The following is a 17,484-nucleotide window of genomic DNA, read 5'->3' on the forward strand; positions in this document are numbered from 1 at the left end:
GTTTACGTGAACCGGGTGAGGTCGAGCCAGTCGGTGCCGTCGGTGCGGACCTCGTAGCCCAGCCGCCGCAGCCGCTCGGCCAGCTGATGCAGGCCGAGGACGCCGGCGCCGTGGATGTGGACGGAGTCGCGGCCGGCCAGGTCGCCGGGCAGGGTCGCGGGGCCGAGGCGGACGAGGATGGTGCGGTCGGGCTGCAGGGCGACGGCCATGCCCGCCAGGACGTCCGGCGACGCGCCCGGGGCGAAGAGGACCACCGCGGCGGTGTGCTCGGCGAACGCCTGCTGCAGGACTTTCATGCGCTCGGGGGCCGCGCTGCCCGTACGGGCGACGAGCTGTTCCCACTCCAGGGGGCGCAGGCCGATCGCGCGCAGGAAGCCGAACAGCGCCGAGCGGGCCCGGTCGTCGTCGCCGTGGATGACGAAGACGTCGCGCGTGCCCGGCGCTGTCGTCGTCTCCTCGGCCTTCTCCGGACGCGGTTCGGCGGGCGGCGCACCGGTCCAGAGCCAGGCCTGCTTGTCTAAGGTCTTGACCCGCACCCGTACGGGCGTGAAGTGCGCCGCATCGAGACCGGGATAGCCCTCGGCGACCACGTCGGCGTGCAACCGGTCGGAGACCAGCGCGACCAGGTCGGCGCCGGGGTGGTCGGTCACGGCCCGGCGCAGGGCGTCGCTGTCGAGCAGCCGGCCCGTCTCGATGATCGTGGCGCCGGTGAAGCCGATGTCCGACGGGGTGAACGGGCCGGTGGTCACCGACAGCCGCAGCCGGATCCGCTCCTCGGGGTGTTCGGCGTTGTCGGCCGTCACCTGGGCCCGCCATCCGTTGAGCAGCCGGGGCAACGCCTCGTGCGGCTGGACCCCGGCCGGCAGCACCACCATCATCCCGTCGCCGGCGTCCTGCCGGTCGCTGTCGTGCAGCGCGACCCCGACGCCGGACAGGACGCGTTCGACGATGCCGGCCAGCCGGCGCTGGATCTCGAACTGCCGTGGGGTCGTCCGGTCGCTGTAGCGGACCACGTCGACCCCGAAGCCCATCCGCTGCTCGGTGCGCCCGCCCGGGGCGCGAGCCGGCGCCGCCACGGGAGCCGGCCGCTCGAGGACCGACCGGGCGGGCGGCTGCGGGGCCGGCGCCGGGATCAGGTGCCGCGTCTGCTCGGCCCGGGTCTGCACCTGCCGCAGGAAGTAGACGTCGTCGTCCAGCCACTGCGCCAGCGCGGGCGCGAGGGCCCGGTCTGCGGGCAGCGGGTCCTTGATCGCCGACCCGAGGTTGTCGCGGGCGATCTCCACGCTGCGCTGCATCCAGCTCAGCGCCTGCACCGTCGCGGCCACGGTGGCCTGGTCCGCCGCCAGCCCGGCCGCCTCGGCCGCGAGCCCGTCGGCGCCGTCGGGCCCCTCCAGCAGGTCGGTGATGCGGTCGAGCCGGGCGGCGGTCCGGTCGCGCACAGCGGCGACCTGGGCACCATTGCCGCGTACGCGCGCCGCGTACCGAAGTTTCGCCGCGTGCAACAGATAGCGGCCGAGCGGCGGTAACGCCACGTCCCCCGCGCTCCACGTGAACCGGCTCAGTCGCGCGTCCTCGTCCGGGCGCCCGAGCACCACGAGCCGCCGGCTCACGCCCTCCCCGCCCGGCGTCACCTCCCACAGCGTGAAGTCGTCGACCGTGGTCGGCCGCGTCCACCACTGGCTCGCGTCGTCGTCCTGGGACGGCAGCGCCGAGCGTACGTCCGCCCGGTCCGGATGCGGCGTCTTGGCCTGATAGACGGTCGCCGCACCGAGCAGCGCCCCGACGCCGGCGCGGGTCAGGGTGCGCCACCAGCGGGCGTACTCGTACCAGCCGGGCGGGGTTGCCGCGCCGAGCCGCATCCGGCGCCGGGAAGGGGCCAGCGGGGCCGCCATGACCAGGGAGAAGTTGAGCACGTCGTGCTCGCGGCGCAGGACGGCCTGGAAGTTGACCGCCTGGTCCTGCAGGCCGGCCAGGGCGCCTTCCCGGGTGGCCCGCGGATCGCCCGGCAGCGCCGGGGGCAGGTCGGTCCCGTCGATCGGGTGGGTCATGGCCAGCTGGGTCCGGCAGGCGTCCCAGAGCTGCTCGATCTGGGCGAGCGCCGCCTCCACGCCGGGCCCGTCGAGCGGCGCGTAGAGGTGCGCCACGAATTCCTGGTCATCGAGCCGGGTGGTCGCCACTGCTCTCCTCCGTAGGCGCCGCCCGGCGCTGCTCGCTCGTCGAGGCCGGCGCCGCCCGGCGCTGCTCGCGCACCAGGGCGTGGACCAGGGTGTTGCGGCGCTCGAGGACCGGTTCGGGGATGCCGTCCACGCCGGCGGTGCCGATCCGCAGCGCACGCACCGGCCCGCTCAGCTCCAGGTAGGCGACGGCCGCGCGGACCTCGTCGGCGTCCCCCGCCGCGAAGGCGGCCGCGATCCGGCCGAGCAGCCGGTCCACCTGGGACCATCGGTCCGGCACCAGCTGCCACAGCACCAGATCCTGCAGGACGTCGAGCGCGTCCCCGACCGTCTCGGCGTCCCAGCCGTCATCCATGTCACGCACCCTAGTCACCAGCCTCCCGCTGACGGCTCGCCCGAACCACCGACCCGTTCCGGTTGACCGACGGCGGCGCCGTCCGGCCGGGTCATGACCGGCTCTGCCGGACACGGGCGATCGGCAGCGGTCATGATGGTCGGCATGGAGCTCATGCGGGCCTTCGTGCTCACCGCGCCGGAGAAGTTCGCCGTGGAGGAGGTGCCGGTGCCCGTGGCCGGGCCCGGGGAGGCCGTGGTGGAGGTCGCCCGGGTGGGGGTGTGCGGGACGGACTTCGAGTTCTACACCGGGGCGATGGCCTATCTGCACTCGGGCCACGCGGCCTATCCGATGCGGATCGGGCACGAGTGGTGCGGGACCGTGACGGCCGTCGGGGCGGGCACCGATCCGGCGTGGGTCGGGCGGCGGGTCATGGGCGACACCATGCTCGGCGACGGGACCTGCCGGCTGTGCCTGCGGGGCCGCCGGCACGTCTGCGAGCAGCGGCAGGAGGTCGGCATCCGGGGTGGCCGGCCCGGCGCGCTGGCCGAGCGGCTCGCGGTGCCGGTCTCCTCGCTGCACCACCTGCCCGACGACGTGGACGACGTCCTGGGCGCCCTGGTCGAGCCGGGTGGCAACGCGTGGCGCGCCGCCCGGGCCGCCGCCGTGGGCCCGGAGGACCGGGCGCTGGTCCTGGGCCCCGGCACGATCGGGCTGCTCACGGCCATGTTCCTGCGGGCGTCCGGCGCCGAGGTGCACGTGCTCGGGGTGGCGCCGGAGTCCCTCGGCTTCGCCCGGGACCTGGGCTTCGAGCACGCCTGGACCTGGGACGACCTACCGGAGCTGCCTTTCGACGCGGTGGTCGACGCGAGCACGGGCGTGGACTCGCCAGCCCGGGCCCTCGAGCTGGTCGAGCCCGGCGGGCGGATCGTCGGCATCGGGCTGGCCGGGGAACCGAGCCTGATCGACACCCGGTCGCTGGTGCTCAAGGACGTCGTCGCGATCGGCATCCTGTCCGCTTCGCCCGGGCTTGCCCCCACCATCGACGCGTACGCCCGGCAGCTCATCGATCCCCGTCCCCTGGTCGCCGCGACCGTCGGGCTGGCCGGGGCCGGCGCCGTCCTGGCGGGCGAGCGTCCCCCCGGGGCGGGCGCGGGGCCCAAAATTCACGTCGACCCCCACATCTGAGGCCGGGGGGTGGCCGGGCTTGCGAACGAGTGGCAGACTTCGCCGAAAAGGCGGGTGTCCGGGGCAACCGGCGACCGTCACATAACCGTCATGGAACTGAACATTCTCTTCCACCCACGCGTTATAGCTGTAGGGGGACAACGAGAACCGGGTGGTGAGCACCATGGCAGCCAAGGACCAGCGGCGGCAGTTCGAGGACATCGTCGCCCGCTTGACCGCGGACGATCCCGACTTCGCCGAGACGATGCGCGCGGGGCGCAGCAGCCTGAGCACGGCTGCGCGGGTCACGCTGGCCGTGGCCGGCGCGATCGTGTGGGGCCTGTTGTCCGTGCTGATGGTCGCGTGGCGCACGCCCGGCGTCATCCTGACGATCGCGGTCGTCCTCGTCACCCTCGCCGTCGCGATCACCCGCGAGCGCCGCAACCAGCGCCTCTGACCCGCCCGCCCCGCACCACGCGCCCTCGAGCCCGCGCGCCGCACCGCCCAGCCCTGGGCCCCGCGCGCCGCCCCGCCCCCGCCAGCGCCTCGAACGTCGCCGGGTCGCCGGTCGCGTGGTAGTCCGTGGCGCCGAAGGCCAGCCCGTCGTCCTTCTTGCCCAGCGTCTGCGACAGCACGGTCACCTCGGCGCCCATCGCGGCGGCGATCTTCACGGCCATGTGCCCGAGACCGCCCATCCCGACGACGGCCACGCGCAGGCCGGCCTTCCAGTGCGCCGGCGGCGAGTACGTCGTGATGCCCGCACCCAACAGCGGGGCGGCCTTCTCGTACGGAATCGACGACGGCACCCGCAGCACGAAGTCCTCGTCCACCACCACGTGCGTCGAGTAGCCGCCCTGCGTGATCGTGCCGACCCGGTCACCGACGGCGTGCTTGGTGACCTCGGCGCCGACCTCGGTGACCACGCCGACGATCTCGTACCCGACGGTCAGCGGGTACGCCACCCCGCCCCACTCCCCGCGCACGGTGTGGATGTCTGAGTGGCAGATCCCGGCGTACGGGGACCGATCAGCGCCAACTGTCCGTGATATTGAGTGCGCAGGGTGTGTCCGACGGCACGGTGAACGATCGGTTCGGGTCGCTCTCCCAGATGACGCTGTCGCCTTCCTTCTTCACGTACTTGTACTCGACCGGCTGCCCGGGCGCCAGGTCCACCGTGCCGGTCCAGACCGGGTAGGAGGCGGAGGACAGCGGCACCGCCCGCGCCGGGTCCCACGAGCCGAGCGCCGGGACACTGCCGACCACGAACACGTTCTGGCCCCACGTCGTCTCGGTGGTCGAGGCGAAGGAGACGGCACAGGCGACCGCCGCGTCGACGCGGGCGTTCACGTGCAGAGCCACCACGCCGTTCGCGGGGACGGTCGTCGCGGCGTTGCCGGAGCCGTCCACGGACACGGTCGTACCGGTGCAGGTCCCGCTCGTGACGTCGCCGCTCATGACGTCGCAGTAGGTCCCGGCCGGCAGCCCGGTGGCGAAGGTCCGTGTCAGCGCCGTCCCCGACCGGTTGAACGCCACGTACGCCTTGTCCCCGCGCCCGAAGGCGATCTGGCTCGACCCGTTGCTCCACCAGTTCGTCAGGCCCGTCCCGGCGGCGGCGTTGCGCAGGCCGACCATGTTGGCCGTCGTCCGTTCCCGGTGCTCGCAGACCCAGCCGGACGAGCAGTCGGTGGCCTTGGTCGTGCCGTCCGCGCTCGACGGCGGCCCCTGGTCGTAGGAGCTGAACTCGTAGCCGGACATCACCTGCGGCACGCCGTACGGGTAGGCGATCATGAACGCCTCCGCGAGCCGGTAGTTCGTGCCGTCCTTGTAGTTCAGCACCGGGCGCGAGCCGTTGCGCTGCGTGTCGTGGTTGTCGATGAACGCGATCGCGTCGCCGGACGGCAGCCGCATGCTCGACGCGAGGGTCTGCAGGCCGGACAACTGCCCGTCCCGGAAGGCGGCGCTGACCCGGTCGCCGTAGCGGAACTCGGTCACGTCCCCGAGCGGCGTGTACTCCTCGGGCGCGGGCTCCGACGCGGCACCCTCGATGACTTCCTGATAGATGTACGGGCTCCCGGTCAGCTGCCCGTAGATCGCCTGCAGATCGGCCGCCGGCATGTGCTTCGCCGCGTCCACCCGGAAGCCGTCCACGCCGAGCGCGGTCAGGCTGTTGAGATAACCCGCGACTTTCGTCCGTACGGAAGCCGCCTCGGTCTTGAGATCGGCCAGGTCGCTGAGCTCGCAGTTCTGCGCCTCGGAGCGGTCCTCGTAGTGGACGATGTCGTCGTTGCCGTTCTTCCCGCAATGGTGGAAGTCCGCGTCGGTGTACGGCACCGCCGGGTACGAGTAGTGGCTGAAGCCGGTCCCGGCCACGCCTTTGCCTGTGGAGTCCCCGCCCGCCATGTGGTTGATGACCGCGTCGACGTAGATCTTGACGCCCGCGGCGTGGCACGTGTCGACCATCCCGGCCACAGCACGTGCTCCTGCGGCGGGGAGACCTGCACGCCGCCGAAGCCCTTCGGGCCGAGCTCGGTGGTGCACTCGGTCGCCACCGAGTCCCACGACCACTCGAAGAGATGGACGATGACGTCCCGGGTGCCCGGCGCCGCCTCGCTCGCCCCCGCCTCGTCCGCCTGCCGGGCCGCACCGCCCGCGACCAGGGCCGCGGTCGACAGCAGAACCGCCGCGGAGGCGGCCACCCACATTTTTCCTCGCATGGGTGGTGACCCTAGGAAACGGGCACGGGCGGCGAAGGCGCACGTCGCGGGCTTGTTCACCTGCCGGACAGTCGCTCGTGGACTGCCGGTTGACCAGCCGACCTAAGATTCCGAAAAATTGCCGGACGATCGCGGCAAAATACGATGAATAGCCATTCCGTCACAGCGAGTGAGACGTTTCTTGCCTATCCGAGACATTCCCTTTCCCGTTCGTACCCGGAAGGGTGTCCGTAAAGTGCAGCCCGTCCGGAGACTCCTCGCCGCGATCCTGCTCCTCACGGGCCTGGCCGCCTGCAGCGCGGACCGCCCCGCGACCCCGCCGCCAGCATCGCCGGCGCGCTCGGCCCCGCCCGTGACGACCGCCCCGGCGATGACGAGACCGGGCCCGCTGAACATCGTCTTCGTCCTCACCGACGACCTCGCGACAAACCTCGTGCCCTTCATGCCCCACGTCCAGGCCCTGGCCGCGCGGGGCACCTCGTTCTCGCAGTACACGGTCACGGACTCGTTGTGCTGCCCGTCGCGCGCCTCGATCTTCACGGGCAAGTACCCGCACAACACCGGCGTGTTCACCAACACCGGGCCGGACGGCGGACTGCCGACCTTCCAGCGGTACGGGAACGAGAAGTCGACATTCGCCACGGACCTCCAGCGGGCGGGTTATCGCACGGGCTTCTTCGGCAAGTACATCAACGGTTTCCAGCCGAGCTCGAAGCACGTCCCGCCGGGCTGGTCGACGTGGGCGGCGGGCGGGGACGCGTACGCCGGATTCAACTACAACCTGCTCGAGAACAAGAAGATCGTCGCGTACGGGAAGAAGCCCGCCGACTACGTCACGGATGTGCTCAGCGCCAAGGCCAACGCGTTCATCACAGCATCGGCGAAAGCGCGCAAGCCGTTCGTCGCCGAGGTCGCCACCTATGCGCCGCACCTGCCCTACACACCGGCGCCCCGGGACGCGAAGCGGTTCCCGGAGGTCAAGGCGCCCCGGGACGCGTCGTTCGGCAAGCTGCCCACGAATCCGACGCCGTGGATCGCCGGGCACGGGCCGTTGACGGCGGCCGATCTCGCCTCGATCGACCGCGACTTCCGCGAGCGGGTGCGGGCGGTGCAGGCCGTGGATCGGATGGTCGCCTCGCTGCAGGCCACGCTGGAACGGGCGGGCGTCGCCGACCGGACCGTCGTGATCTTCAGCTCCGACAACGGCCTGCACATGGGTGAGCACGGGCTGATGCCGGGCAAGCAGACGCCCTTCGACACCGACGTCCGCGTGCCGCTGATCGTCGCGGGCCCCGGCATCGCGCGGGGGGCCACGGTCGCCGAGCCGGTCGAGAACATCGACCTGCGGCCCACCTTCGCCGATCTCGCCGGCGCCCCGGTGCCGGCCGGCGTGGACGGGGTCAGCCTGGTGCCGCTGCTGGCCGGTGCGCCGCCGGCCGACTGGCGGGAGGTCGCCCTGGTCGAGCATCACGGCCCGCCCCGCGACCCGAAGGACCCCGACTACCAGCCGTGGCGCAACGCCAACCCGCCCGACTACCGGGCGATCCGGACGCCGGGCTTCACCTACATCGAGTACGGCGACGGCACGCCCGAGTACTACGACAACGCCACCGACCCGGCCCAGGCGCACAACATCGCCGGCACGCTCAGCCCGGAACGGCTCGCGCGACTGCGGAGCGTCATGGCCGCCCTCGGTTCGTGTCGCGGACAGCAGGCCTGTCAAGCCGCGGGCCAGTGGTGACGGGCAAACCTCACCGGGCACTCAGGGTCACAAAGACTGCCCGTCGACGCTCCCGAGTTGAGCGTCTTGAATGGACTTACTAGCGTGGCATGGGCACTGATCTATCCGGCGACGCTAGGAGACTATTCGTGCGACGCAGAACTACCTGGGGTCTCCTCGCGGTCACCACGACCGCCGTGGTGGCCGCGGGGATCGCCTTGTCCGGCTCGGCCAACGCGATCGCCAACGGGGAGCCCGTCAAGGAGGGCAAGTACAGCTTCTCCGTCAAGCTGGTCATGACCGGCATCCCGGTCCTGGGCGGCGGCACCCGCAACAGCGGGTGCTCCGGTTCGCTCGTGGCGGCGGACTGGGTGGTCACGGCCGGGCACTGCTTCCGGGACGAGAACGGCGTGCGGGTCGAGCGCCCGGTCGCCGCGTCCACGCTGGCCACGGTGGGCAAGACCGATGTCCGGACCAGCCCGGGCGGGCACAGCGCCGAGGTCGTCGAGGTGCACCAGTCCCCCACCGCCGACGTCGCGGTGGCCAAGCTGGCGTCCCCGGCCGAGGGCATCAAGCCGCTGAAGATCTCGTCGAAGGCCCCCGAGGTCGGCGACGTGCTGCGGCTGACCGGTTACGGCTCGCTCACCAGCACCAACCCGGTGGCGGTCGACCACCTGCAGACGGGCCAGCTCCAGGTGGTCTCGCTGCAGGACGCCACGCTCGGCGTGAAGGGTCTCGCCCCGCAGGCCAACACCACCCCGTGCCCGTACGACTCGGGCGGCCCGTTCTTCCGGGAGCGGCGCTGGGGCGGTCCGGAGCTCGTGGCCGTGGTGAGCAACGGGCCGAGCTGCCCGCACACCGAGGTCGAGAGCCCGGCCCGCACCGACAACATCGCCGGCTGGATCAAGGACATCGTCAACGCCGGCTGAGCACCCGCACCACCTCGGATCGCCGTCACCCGCCCGGGTGGCGGCGATCCGTTTCTGTACGGAACCTTGTCCGGCCGCCGGTCCGGGGCTTAAGTTCGAGGAGCCTCGATGGATTGAAACGTGCAAACGAGGCGCCCGCGCAACTCCCCCCACCGAGGAGAACCGCATGGCATCCCCGCTCGGACCGCTCGCCCTCGCCCTCACCACCGCCCTGGCCCTCGCCGGTCTCCCCGCCGGCGCCCCCGCAACCGCCGCTCCCGCAGCCCCCGCAGCCGCCACCCCCGTAACCCTCGCGACCCCCACAGCCCCCGTCTCCCTGGACACCGCCCACTGGATCCGCGGCGAGAACGGCACCGCCACGCTGACCCGCACCTTCACCGCGCCCACCGGCCCGTGGACCGACGCCCAACTCGTGGTGACCGGCGACGACGCCATCGACGTCCGGCTCAACGACACCTGGCTCGCCAACTCCCCCGGCACCGCCGGCTCCTGGCGACAGGCCCGCTACGTCGACCTCGCCGCCGCCCTCCGCCCCGGCGCCAACACCCTCACCGTCGCCGTCCGTAACACGAGCGGCCCCGCCGGACTGCTCGGCCGCCTCCGGGTCGCGAGCGCCGCCGGCTCCGTCGACCTGGTCACCGACCGCACGTGGACGGCCGGCGGATCGCCGGTGCGCGACCTGGGGACGTACGGAATCGGGCCCTGGCACCGCGCCGTCGCCGCACCGCGCTCCCGGGCTGCCTCCCCCGTGAGCGTCGCCGGGCTCACCGTGGAGCGCCGCGCGAATCCCGTCGGCATCGACGCCGCGCAGCCCCGCTTCGGCTGGCGGCTGGTGTCGCGCCAGGGCGGCCAGGTCCAGGGCCGCTATCAGCTGGCCGTCGGCACGTCGCCCCGCGCGGCCGACGTCTGGGACAGCGGCGTCGTCGCCTCCGGCACCAGCGTCGACGTGGCGTACGGCGGCCCGGCCCTGGCGAGCAACCGCACCTACCACTGGCGGGTGCGGATCTGGGACGCCCAGGGCCGCCCGAGCGCGTGGAGCGCCCCGGCCCGCTTCGACACCGGCCTGTACGACGCGACGGCCCAGTGGCCCGCGGCCTTCATCGGCGGCCCGGCCGAGCCGACGGTCACGGGCGCGTCGTGGATCTGGTACCCCGAGGGCGATCCCGCGGTGGAGGCCCCGGCGGCGACCCGCTACTTCCGCCGTACGGTGGAACTGCCCGCGACCGGACCGGCCACCCTGGTCGTGACCGGCGACGACACCGCCGACGTGTGGGTCAACGGCGCTCCGGTCAGCGTGTCGCGCCGGGTCACCGACTCATGGAAGCGCGCGACCACGGTCGACGTCACCGCGCAGCTGCACGCGGGCGCCAACACGATCGCGGTCGCCGCGACGAACACCACGGCCGGGCCGGCGGGTGTCCTCGTCAAGCTCGTCGCCGGTACGACCACGATCGTCAGCGACGCGTCGTGGCGGGCGGCTCAGGATGCGCCGGACGGCTGGCAACAGCCCGATTTCGACGACAGCGCGTGGCCGGCGGCCCGGGCCGGGGCCGCGTACGGCGGGGGTCCCTGGGGTTCTCAGGTGACCGTGCCGGCGCCGGCGCCGTACCTGAGCCGAAGTTTTGCGATCACCAAGCCGGTCGCCCGGGCGCGGCTCTTCACGACGGCGCTGGGGCTGCACGAGACGTATCTCAACGGGACCAAGGTCGGTGACGAACGTCTGGCGCCGGGGTGGACCGACTACACGAAGCGGCTGCAGTACCGCGTGCAGGACGTCACCGGGTCGCTCAAGCGCGGCGGGAACACCCTCGGCGCGCTGCTGGGCAACGGGTGGTACTCGGGCAACATCGGTTTCGCGGGCAGCGAGCGCTACGGGACGTCGCCGTGGTACTCCGCGTTCCTGACGGTGGAGTATGCCGACGGCACGCGCGCGGAGGTGCGTACGGACGGAAGCTGGTCCTCCTCCGCGAGCGTGATCGTGGCCGACGACCTCTACCACGGCGAGGATCAGGACGCCCGGATCAAGGGTGCGCCGCAGCCCGTCACCGTGCGCACCGGCGCGTTGCCGCCGCTGGTCGCGCAGGTCGATCCCGGGGTGACCGTCCAGCAGGAGCTGAAGCCGGTCGCGATCACCCAGCCCGAGCCCGGCGTGTGGATCGCCGACCTCGGGCAGAACTTCGCCGGCTGGAACAAGCTGCGCGTCACCGGCCCGGCCGGCACGCGCGTCACGCTGCGGCACGCGGAGATCCTCAACGCCGACGGCACGCTCTACACGGCGAACCTGCGCGCCGCCCAGGCCACCGACACGTTCACGCTGGCCGGCACCGGGGCGGCGGAGGTGTTCGAGCCGCACTTCACGGTGCACGGCTACCGGTACGTCGAGGTCACCGGGCTGCCCGGGGCGCTGACCGCCGGCATGCTGACCGGGCTCGCCGCGTGGTCGGACGGCGCGGAGACCGGCTCGTTCACGACCAGTGACCCGCTCGTCAACCAGGTGCAGCACAACATCCTGTGGGGCGCGCGCTCGAACCTGCTGTCCATCCCGACCGACTGCCCGCAGCGCGACGAGCGGCTGGGCTGGACCGGCGACATCGCCGCGTTCGGGGCCACCTCGACGTTCAACTTCGACACGCACGGGCTGCTGACGAAGTTCGCGGACGATCTCGTGGACGCGCAACGGGCGGACGGCGCGTACACGGACGTCGCCCCCGCGGTCATCGACGGCGCGGGCAAGGCGGGCTGGGGCGACGCGGGCGTCATCGTGCCGTACACGATCTGGCAGCGCTACGGCGACCTCGCCCCGGCCGACGAGCACTTCGACGCGATGGCCCGGTGGGTCGACTACCTGCGCTCGACCGCCGACGCGAGCCTGATCCGCGATCACGAGACCTTCGGCGACTGGCTCAATGTGGACGACCCCACGGCGCAGGACCTGACGAGTACGGCGTTCTTCGGCTGGTCGGCCCGGCTGGTGTCCCGCATGGCGGCGGCCACCGGGCGCACGGCCCAGGCCGACGCGTACGGGGACCTGGCCGACCGGATCGCCGCGGCGTTCACGGCCCGGTTCGTCGCCGCCGACGGGACGGTCCGGGGCAACAGCCAGACCGGGTACGTCCTCGCGCTCGCCTTCGGTCTCGTGCCCGCCGACCGCGTCCAAGCCGTCGCCGACAAGCTCGCGGCCGCCGTCGACGCCCGTGAGGGGCACCTGTCCGTCGGGTTCATGGGCGTGGAGAACCTGCTGCCCGTGCTGTCGGAGCACGGGCACGCCGGGACCGCGTACCGGATCCTGCAGCAGCCGGACTATCCCGGCTGGGGCTACATGAGCGCCCAGGGGGCGACGACGATCTGGGAGCGCTGGGACGGCATCCGCCCCGACGGCAGCCTGCAGGACCCGGGCATGAACTCGTTCAACCACTACGGGCTCGGCTCGGTCGGCGACTGGCTCTACCGCGAGGTGGGCGGGCTGGCGCCGGCGTCCCCGGGCTATCGGTCGCTGCTGATCGCGCCGCGGCCGGGCGGCACGCTCACGTCGGCCCGGACCGCCCTGGACACGCCCTACGGCCCGGCGAGCTCGTCCTGGCGGCGCACCGGCGACCGGCTGACGCTGGCGGTCGTGATCCCGGCGGGCACGACCGCGACGGTACGCGTCCCCGCGTCCTCCGCAGCGGCGGTGACCGCCCCGCCGGAAGCCGTACCCCAGGGCTACACGGACGGCGCCGCCGTGTTCGCGGTCCCGTCCGGCTCCTACACCTTCACGACCGCTTGACAGACGCGGCGTGGTCCTCGGCCCACTGGCGGAACGTACGCGCCGGCCGGCCGAGGACCGCGGCGACACCGGACGACACGTAGGCCGGCTGTCCCTCCGCCGCACCCCAGGCCGCCAGCAGCATGTCGACGACGGGACGAGGCCAGCTCCCCGCGGTCTCGTCCCGCCACTGATCGGGTGTCAGCTCCTCGAACGTCGCCTCCGGAGCCAGCACGCGCAGCTGCTCGGCCTGGCTCAGCGACTCCGGCCCGGTGAGCACGTGATCGCCGCCGACATTGGCATCGGTCAGCGCCCGGGCGGCGACCGCGGCGACGTCCCGGTCGTCGACGGGCGCGGTCTCCACATCGGCGTACGGCCAGCGGACCGGCCGGCCGTCCCGGATCGCCGGCGCCCACCAGTGCAGGGCGTTCGAGGCGAACATGCCCGGCCGCAGGATCGTGGCGGCCAGGCCGGACTCCCGGATCAGCCGCTCGATGTCCGCCTGCACCCTGGCCATGGCATTCGGCTGCTGGAAGAACGGGTGCGGCACGTTGTGCGGCGAGGACAGAAAGACGACGCGCGAAGTGTGCCGCGCTATCTCCTCGATCACCGCGGGCGCTGTGTCGAAGGGCAGCGTCCACACCAGAAAAACGGCGCCCACGTCCCGCAGTGCCCCGTCGAGCGAGCCGGGGTCGGTCAGGTCACCCCGCACCACCTCGACCTCGGAGGGAAAGCCGGCCTTCCCGGGATCGCGCACGAGCGCCCGCACCGGCACGCCGGCGGCCACCAGCTCGTCGACCACCAGCCCGCCGATGCCGCCCGTACCGCCGGTGACCAGGACAGGTTGCACCACGATGGGCTCCTCAGGGGTATCGGTGGTACCAGTACAAGTTGAGGCTCCCACGCGGCAGATCCGCGGCACAGCATGGGGCCATGGACATCTTCTTGACCGGCGGCAGCGGGTTCGCCGGGCGTCACATCATCGGCCGGCTGGTCGCCGAGGGGCACACGGTGTGGGCGCTGGCTCGCAGTGCGGCGGCCGCCGAGCGCGTCACGCGGGCGGGGGCGACAGCCGTGCACGGCGACCTGAGCGAGCAGGACTGGCTGCCCGTGCTCGATCGCTGCGACGCGGTGGTGCACGCGGCGGCGCGCATGGAGTTCTGGGGGCCGGACGCCGGCTTCGAGCGCGACAACCAACGGCCCACCGTCGCGCTGTTCGACGCGGCAGCCAAGGCCGGCGTCGGACGGTTCGTGCTCATCAGCGCCGCCGCTGTGTCGACGGATCGGCGACGTGGACCCGCCGTGGTGGCCGAGGACACGCCGACCGGGCGGCCGCTCATCGCGTACGGGCGGGTCAAGCTCGGCACCGAGCAGGCGCTGGCGGCCGCCCGCACGCCCGGCATGACGCTGGTGATCCTGCGCCCGCCCTTCATCTGGGGCGCCGGCATGACGGCGCTGGACGAGACGGTCGCCTCCGGCCGCTTCGCCTTCCTCGACGGCGGCCGTCGCATCATGGACTTCGTGCACGCCGGCAACCTCGCCCAGGCGACCGCCGCGGCGTTGCACCGTGGCCAGGACCGCGGCGTCTACTACGTCACCGACGGCACGCCGATGCCGATCCGCGAGTTCTTCGTTGCCGTGGTCGCCGCGCTGGGTGCCGACGTCAGCAAGGCGCCCAGCGTGCCGCTCGCCGTGGCGTCGCCGGTGGCGCACGTGCTCGACCTCGGCGCCCGCGCGCTGCGCCGGCCCACGCCGCCGCCGCTCTCCAATTGGCTGGTCGCCATCATGGGACGCGACCGCAGCTACGACATCAGCCGGGCGCGGGCCGACCTGGGCTACCGGCCCGAGGTGACCTTCGCGGCCGGCCTCGACGAGATGCGCCGCCCGGCCTCGTGACCACCCGCCCCCGGAATGCGGCGGCTCCGGGCACCAGCCGGCGCCGCCGTTCGCAGCGTGGTCCGCAGGGCGTCCAGAGCCGGCGGCCGGATCACGGCTTGCGGGCGACCCCGGCCCAGCAGTTCGCCACCTGCGGCGAGAGCGGGCGGGTGTCGGCGTCCGGGCGCCACTCGGAGTTGGGCACGATGCCCGGCGGGATCAGCTGCAGGCCGTCGAAGATGTCGGCGATCTCGTCTCGGCCGCGCAGCCAGAAATCGGACTTGCCCTGCTCGACGAGGGCCAGGGCCGCCTGCGCCTCCGCCGGGGACATGAAGTCGGTCGTGGCGTGGGTCAGGACGAGGAAGCTGCCGGGCGCGAGCGGCTCGAGCAGCCGGCGGACCAGGGGCGCCGCGGCGCCGCGGCCGGGGATGAAGTGCAGGACGGCCACGAGCATGAGGGCGACCGGCTCGGCCAGGTTCAGCGTGCGGGCGACGGCCGGGTGGGCCAGGATGTCCGCCGGGTCGCGCAGGTCGGCCTCGAGGTAGGCGGTGGCGCCCTCGGGCTCGGTGGTGAGCAGCGCGCGGGCGTGGCTGAGGACCAGCGGGTCGTTGTCGACGTAGACGATGCGGCTCTCCGGCGCGACCGCCTGGGCGACCTCGTGCGTGTTGTTGGCCGTCGGCAGGCCGGTGCCGATGTCGAGGAACTGCCGGACGCCCTCGGCGGCGGTGAGGTGGTGCACCGCGCGGCGCAGGACGCCGCGGTTGGCGAGCGCCGCGTCGCGTACGCCCGGGAAGGCCCGCTCGATCGCGTCGCCGGACGCCCGGTCGGCGGCGAAGTTGTCCTTGCCGCCGAGCCAGTAGTCGTAGCGGCGGGCGGGATGCGCGACCATCGTGTCGAAGTCGGGGTTCGTCACGTCGGCACTCCCGCCCGCGTCAGCCACTGTGGAGCGTCAGACTACAGGGGTACGCGCTGCGGGGCCGGACGCTGGGTCGTGGTTCCGTCACCCAGCTGCGCGTTCGCGTTGTTGCCCCAGCACCACAGGCCACCGTCCGTACGGTAGGCGCAGTTGTGGTAGCCCGCCACGAGATCGCTCGTCCACGTGGCGGCGTCGCCGACGCGCGTGGGGGCGTACCGGTGGGTGGTCGTGCCGTCGCCGACCTGGCCGGCGGAGTTGTTGCCCCAGCACCAGAGGCTGCCGTCCGTCCGCGTGGCGCACGCCGTGTCGAAGCCCGCGCTCACCCCGGTCCACGTGGTGGCCGTGCCGACCTGGACGGGCGAGGAGCGATAGATCCCGGTCACGCCGAGCTGCCCGTAGCCGTTCTCGCCCCAGCACCACAGCGTGCCGTCGGTGCGGATGCCGCAGGTGAACGTGTAGCCCGCCGTCACCGTCGCCCAGCTGGTGAGCGTGCCGACCTGCGCCGGCGTCGTCTGGTAGCTCAGGATGCCGAGGCCCAGCTGCCCGGCCGAGCTGTCACCCCAGCACCACAGCGTGCCGTCCGTACGCGTGCCGCACGTGTGCGCGAACCCCGCCGTGACGCTCGCCCAGGTCGCCGCCGTCCCCACCCGCAGCGGCGTGGTCGCGATGTAGGTGACGGCGCCGTCGCCGAGCTGGCCGAGCCGGTTGAAGCCCCAGCACCACAGCGAGCCGTCGGTCCGCACCCCGCACGTGTGGCTGTCGCCCGCGCTGACGTCGGTGTAGGTGGCGGTGCCGACCTGCACCGGCGCCGTGCGGGTCACGGTGCTGCCGTCGCCGAGCTGGCCGCGCGTGTTGCTGCCCCAGCACCACAGCGTCGCGTCCGTCCGGATGCCGCACGTGTAGCTCGTCCCCGCGTCGATCTTCGCCCAGGTCGCCGTCCCGACCCGGACCGGGGCGGTGCGGCTGGTGCGGGTGCCGTCGCCGACCTGGCCGCTCGCGTTGCCGCCCCAGCACCAGAGCGAGCCGTCGGTCCGCACCGCGCACGAATGTGAATAACCGGCCGCCACGCCCGGCGGCTCCGGGGCGGCGGCCGCGCGCGCCGGGCCACCGGCCGCCAGCCCGCCGGCGATCGCCAGCACAACGACAAAAACCCTGGTCACCGTACGCCCCCAACGGGCGCGCAGCCCGCCGTACCGCACTTCGCTCATCTCGCCGATCCTCTCCCGCAGTATGACGGGAAGGTTACGGGAGCGCTCCCATGCATTCAAGAACGTCGTTATTTGCAGAGATGATCCTTGATTTCTCTTTGATCTTGCCCGACCATTGCGGGGCCGCGACTACCCGTGTTGGGGGACCACACACCCGTGGACGTCCGATCTTCGCCGAGACACGACAGCATCCGCCGGCCCCGCGACGGCGACGGCACTCGCGACGGGGATGGCGCCCGGGACGGCGCCGACACGATCCTGCGGTGGATCCGCGTGCTGCACCACGGCACCGGCACCGTGGCGTTGTGGAGTGCGCTGACCGACGAGCTACGGCTGTCCGTCGCCCAGGAGTACCTGATCGCCGCCGGGCGGACCGGCGACGACGCGCTCGCCGCCCGGCTGGCCGCCCCCGGCGGCGCCGAGCCCGGCGCCCGCGACATGGTGGCGGCCCAGTGCGAGATGTGGCGCACCAGCCTGTCGGCACTGGCCCCGGGCGCCGACATCGTGTCCGCGCACACTTTCGGCGCCACCATGGAGGTCGTGACCGTCGCGCCGACCGTGACCCGGGCCCGGCACGCCGCCCCGCACCGCTTCCTGGTGCGGCACGGGCCCCGGGAGATCGAGGTCGCCGCCGTCGGGGACGAGCTGCCGGTGCCCGGCTGGCCGCCCGGCTGGTGGTCGGTCCCGAACCTGCCGCGCTGA

General features: G+C 73.0%; 13 protein-coding genes and 1 pseudogene. 7 read left to right on the forward strand and 7 right to left on the reverse strand.

Features of this window, described 5'->3' with window-relative positions; all coding sequences use genetic code 11:
• Window positions 1-2: 2 nt before the first annotated feature.
• Both RAN62_RS16715 and RAN62_RS16720 read right to left on the reverse strand, forming a co-directional pair.
• Window positions 3-2,177: a CATRA conflict system CASPASE/TPR repeat-associated protein gene (locus tag RAN62_RS16715; protein ID WP_305785578.1), complete on the reverse strand. Its 2,175-nt coding sequence runs from the start codon at window positions 2,175-2,177 to the stop codon at window positions 3-5.
• The gene (locus RAN62_RS16720; RefSeq protein ID WP_305785579.1) at window positions 2,155-2,529 is read right to left on the reverse strand and encodes a CATRA system-associated protein; all 375 of its coding nucleotides are present in this window, start codon (window positions 2,527-2,529) and stop codon (window positions 2,155-2,157) included. The genes RAN62_RS16715 and RAN62_RS16720 overlap by 23 nt, the downstream gene beginning before the upstream one ends.
• Before the next feature lie 144 nt (window positions 2,530-2,673).
• On the opposite strand from RAN62_RS16720, the gene RAN62_RS16725 reads away from it, so the two are divergent.
• Together RAN62_RS16725 and RAN62_RS16730 are read left to right on the forward strand one after the other, a co-directional pair.
• Window positions 2,674-3,696 (forward strand): zinc-dependent alcohol dehydrogenase, encoded by a 1,023-nt coding sequence (locus tag RAN62_RS16725; RefSeq protein ID WP_305785580.1) that lies wholly within the window; start codon window positions 2,674-2,676, stop codon window positions 3,694-3,696.
• A gap of 163 nt (window positions 3,697-3,859) precedes the next feature.
• Window positions 3,860-4,132 (forward strand): DUF3040 domain-containing protein, encoded by a 273-nt coding sequence (locus RAN62_RS16730; protein WP_305785581.1) that lies wholly within the window; start codon window positions 3,860-3,862, stop codon window positions 4,130-4,132.
• A 76-nt stretch (window positions 4,133-4,208) separates the two neighbouring features.
• Here the strand turns inward: RAN62_RS16730 and RAN62_RS16735 are convergent.
• Together RAN62_RS16735 and RAN62_RS16740 are read right to left on the reverse strand one after the other, a co-directional pair.
• Window positions 4,209-4,724: pseudogene (locus RAN62_RS16735) on the reverse strand (alcohol dehydrogenase catalytic domain-containing protein); the annotation flags it as partial.
• Window positions 4,702-6,135, reverse strand: a complete 1,434-nt coding sequence (locus tag RAN62_RS16740; RefSeq protein WP_305785759.1) for a carbohydrate-binding module family 20 domain-containing protein — start codon at window positions 6,133-6,135, stop codon at window positions 4,702-4,704. The gene RAN62_RS16740 and the pseudogene RAN62_RS16735, both read right to left, overlap by 23 nt.
• Window positions 6,136-6,759: 624 nt before the next feature.
• Here RAN62_RS16740 and RAN62_RS16745 point away from each other — a divergent pair.
• The 3 genes from RAN62_RS16745 (at window position 6,760) to RAN62_RS16755 (ending at window position 12,804) form a co-directional block, all read left to right on the forward strand.
• Window positions 6,760-8,130, forward strand: coding sequence for a sulfatase family protein (locus RAN62_RS16745; RefSeq protein WP_305785582.1), 1,371 nt, complete (start codon window positions 6,760-6,762; stop codon window positions 8,128-8,130).
• 128 nt (window positions 8,131-8,258) lie between these two features.
• Window positions 8,259-9,038: a S1 family peptidase gene (locus RAN62_RS16750; RefSeq protein WP_305785583.1), complete on the forward strand. Its 780-nt coding sequence runs from the start codon at window positions 8,259-8,261 to the stop codon at window positions 9,036-9,038.
• A gap of 166 nt (window positions 9,039-9,204) precedes the next feature.
• Entirely contained in the window at window positions 9,205-12,804 is a 3,600-nt protein-coding gene (locus tag RAN62_RS16755) for a family 78 glycoside hydrolase catalytic domain (protein WP_305785584.1), read from the forward strand.
• Here RAN62_RS16755 and RAN62_RS16760 read toward each other — a convergent pair.
• Window positions 12,791-13,636: an NAD(P)H-binding protein gene (locus tag RAN62_RS16760; protein WP_305785585.1), complete on the reverse strand. Its 846-nt coding sequence runs from the start codon at window positions 13,634-13,636 to the stop codon at window positions 12,791-12,793. The genes RAN62_RS16755 and RAN62_RS16760 overlap by 14 nt on opposite strands.
• 80 nt (window positions 13,637-13,716) lie before the next feature.
• Between RAN62_RS16760 and RAN62_RS16765 the strand changes: the two genes are divergently transcribed.
• Window positions 13,717-14,679, forward strand: a complete 963-nt coding sequence (locus RAN62_RS16765; protein ID WP_305785586.1) for an NAD-dependent epimerase/dehydratase family protein — start codon at window positions 13,717-13,719, stop codon at window positions 14,677-14,679.
• 91 nt (window positions 14,680-14,770) lie between these two features.
• On the opposite strand, the gene RAN62_RS16770 is transcribed toward RAN62_RS16765, so the two are convergent.
• Both RAN62_RS16770 and RAN62_RS16775 read right to left on the reverse strand, forming a co-directional pair.
• Entirely contained in the window at window positions 14,771-15,571 is an 801-nt protein-coding gene (locus RAN62_RS16770) for an SAM-dependent methyltransferase (RefSeq protein ID WP_305785587.1), read from the reverse strand.
• Between the two features lie 41 nt (window positions 15,572-15,612).
• A complete protein-coding gene (locus RAN62_RS16775; RefSeq protein ID WP_305785588.1) occupies window positions 15,613-16,782 on the reverse strand; it encodes an RCC1 domain-containing protein in 1,170 nt (389 codons plus the stop codon).
• Window positions 16,783-16,938: 156 nt separating this feature from the next.
• Here RAN62_RS16775 and RAN62_RS16780 point away from each other — a divergent pair, with 156 nt between their 5' ends.
• The gene (locus tag RAN62_RS16780; RefSeq protein WP_305785589.1) at window positions 16,939-17,484 is read left to right on the forward strand and encodes a hypothetical protein; all 546 of its coding nucleotides are present in this window, start codon (window positions 16,939-16,941) and stop codon (window positions 17,482-17,484) included.

This window comes from Symbioplanes lichenis, assembly GCF_030709675.1.
Classification (GTDB): domain Bacteria; phylum Actinomycetota; class Actinomycetes; order Mycobacteriales; family Micromonosporaceae; genus Actinoplanes; species Actinoplanes lichenis.

What these genes read in the sequence shown, in the direction of transcription:
- RAN62_RS16725 (WP_305785580.1), top strand. Translation starts at nt 2,674, where the DNA reads ATGGAGCTCATGCGGGCCTTCGTGCTCACCGCGCCGGAGAAGTTCGCC.
- RAN62_RS16740 (WP_305785759.1), bottom strand. Translation starts at nt 6,135, where the DNA reads ATGGTCGACACGTGCCACGCCGCGGGCGTCAAGATCTACGTCGACGCG.
- RAN62_RS16730 (WP_305785581.1), top strand. Translation starts at nt 3,860, where the DNA reads ATGGCAGCCAAGGACCAGCGGCGGCAGTTCGAGGACATCGTCGCCCGC.
- RAN62_RS16755 (WP_305785584.1), top strand. Translation starts at nt 9,205, where the DNA reads ATGGCATCCCCGCTCGGACCGCTCGCCCTCGCCCTCACCACCGCCCTG.
- RAN62_RS16775 (WP_305785588.1), bottom strand. Translation starts at nt 16,782, where the DNA reads ATGAGCGAAGTGCGGTACGGCGGGCTGCGCGCCCGTTGGGGGCGTACG.
- RAN62_RS16745 (WP_305785582.1), top strand. Translation starts at nt 6,760, where the DNA reads ATGACGAGACCGGGCCCGCTGAACATCGTCTTCGTCCTCACCGACGAC.
- RAN62_RS16720 (WP_305785579.1), bottom strand. Translation starts at nt 2,529, where the DNA reads ATGGATGACGGCTGGGACGCCGAGACGGTCGGGGACGCGCTCGACGTC.
- RAN62_RS16765 (WP_305785586.1), top strand. Translation starts at nt 13,717, where the DNA reads ATGGACATCTTCTTGACCGGCGGCAGCGGGTTCGCCGGGCGTCACATC.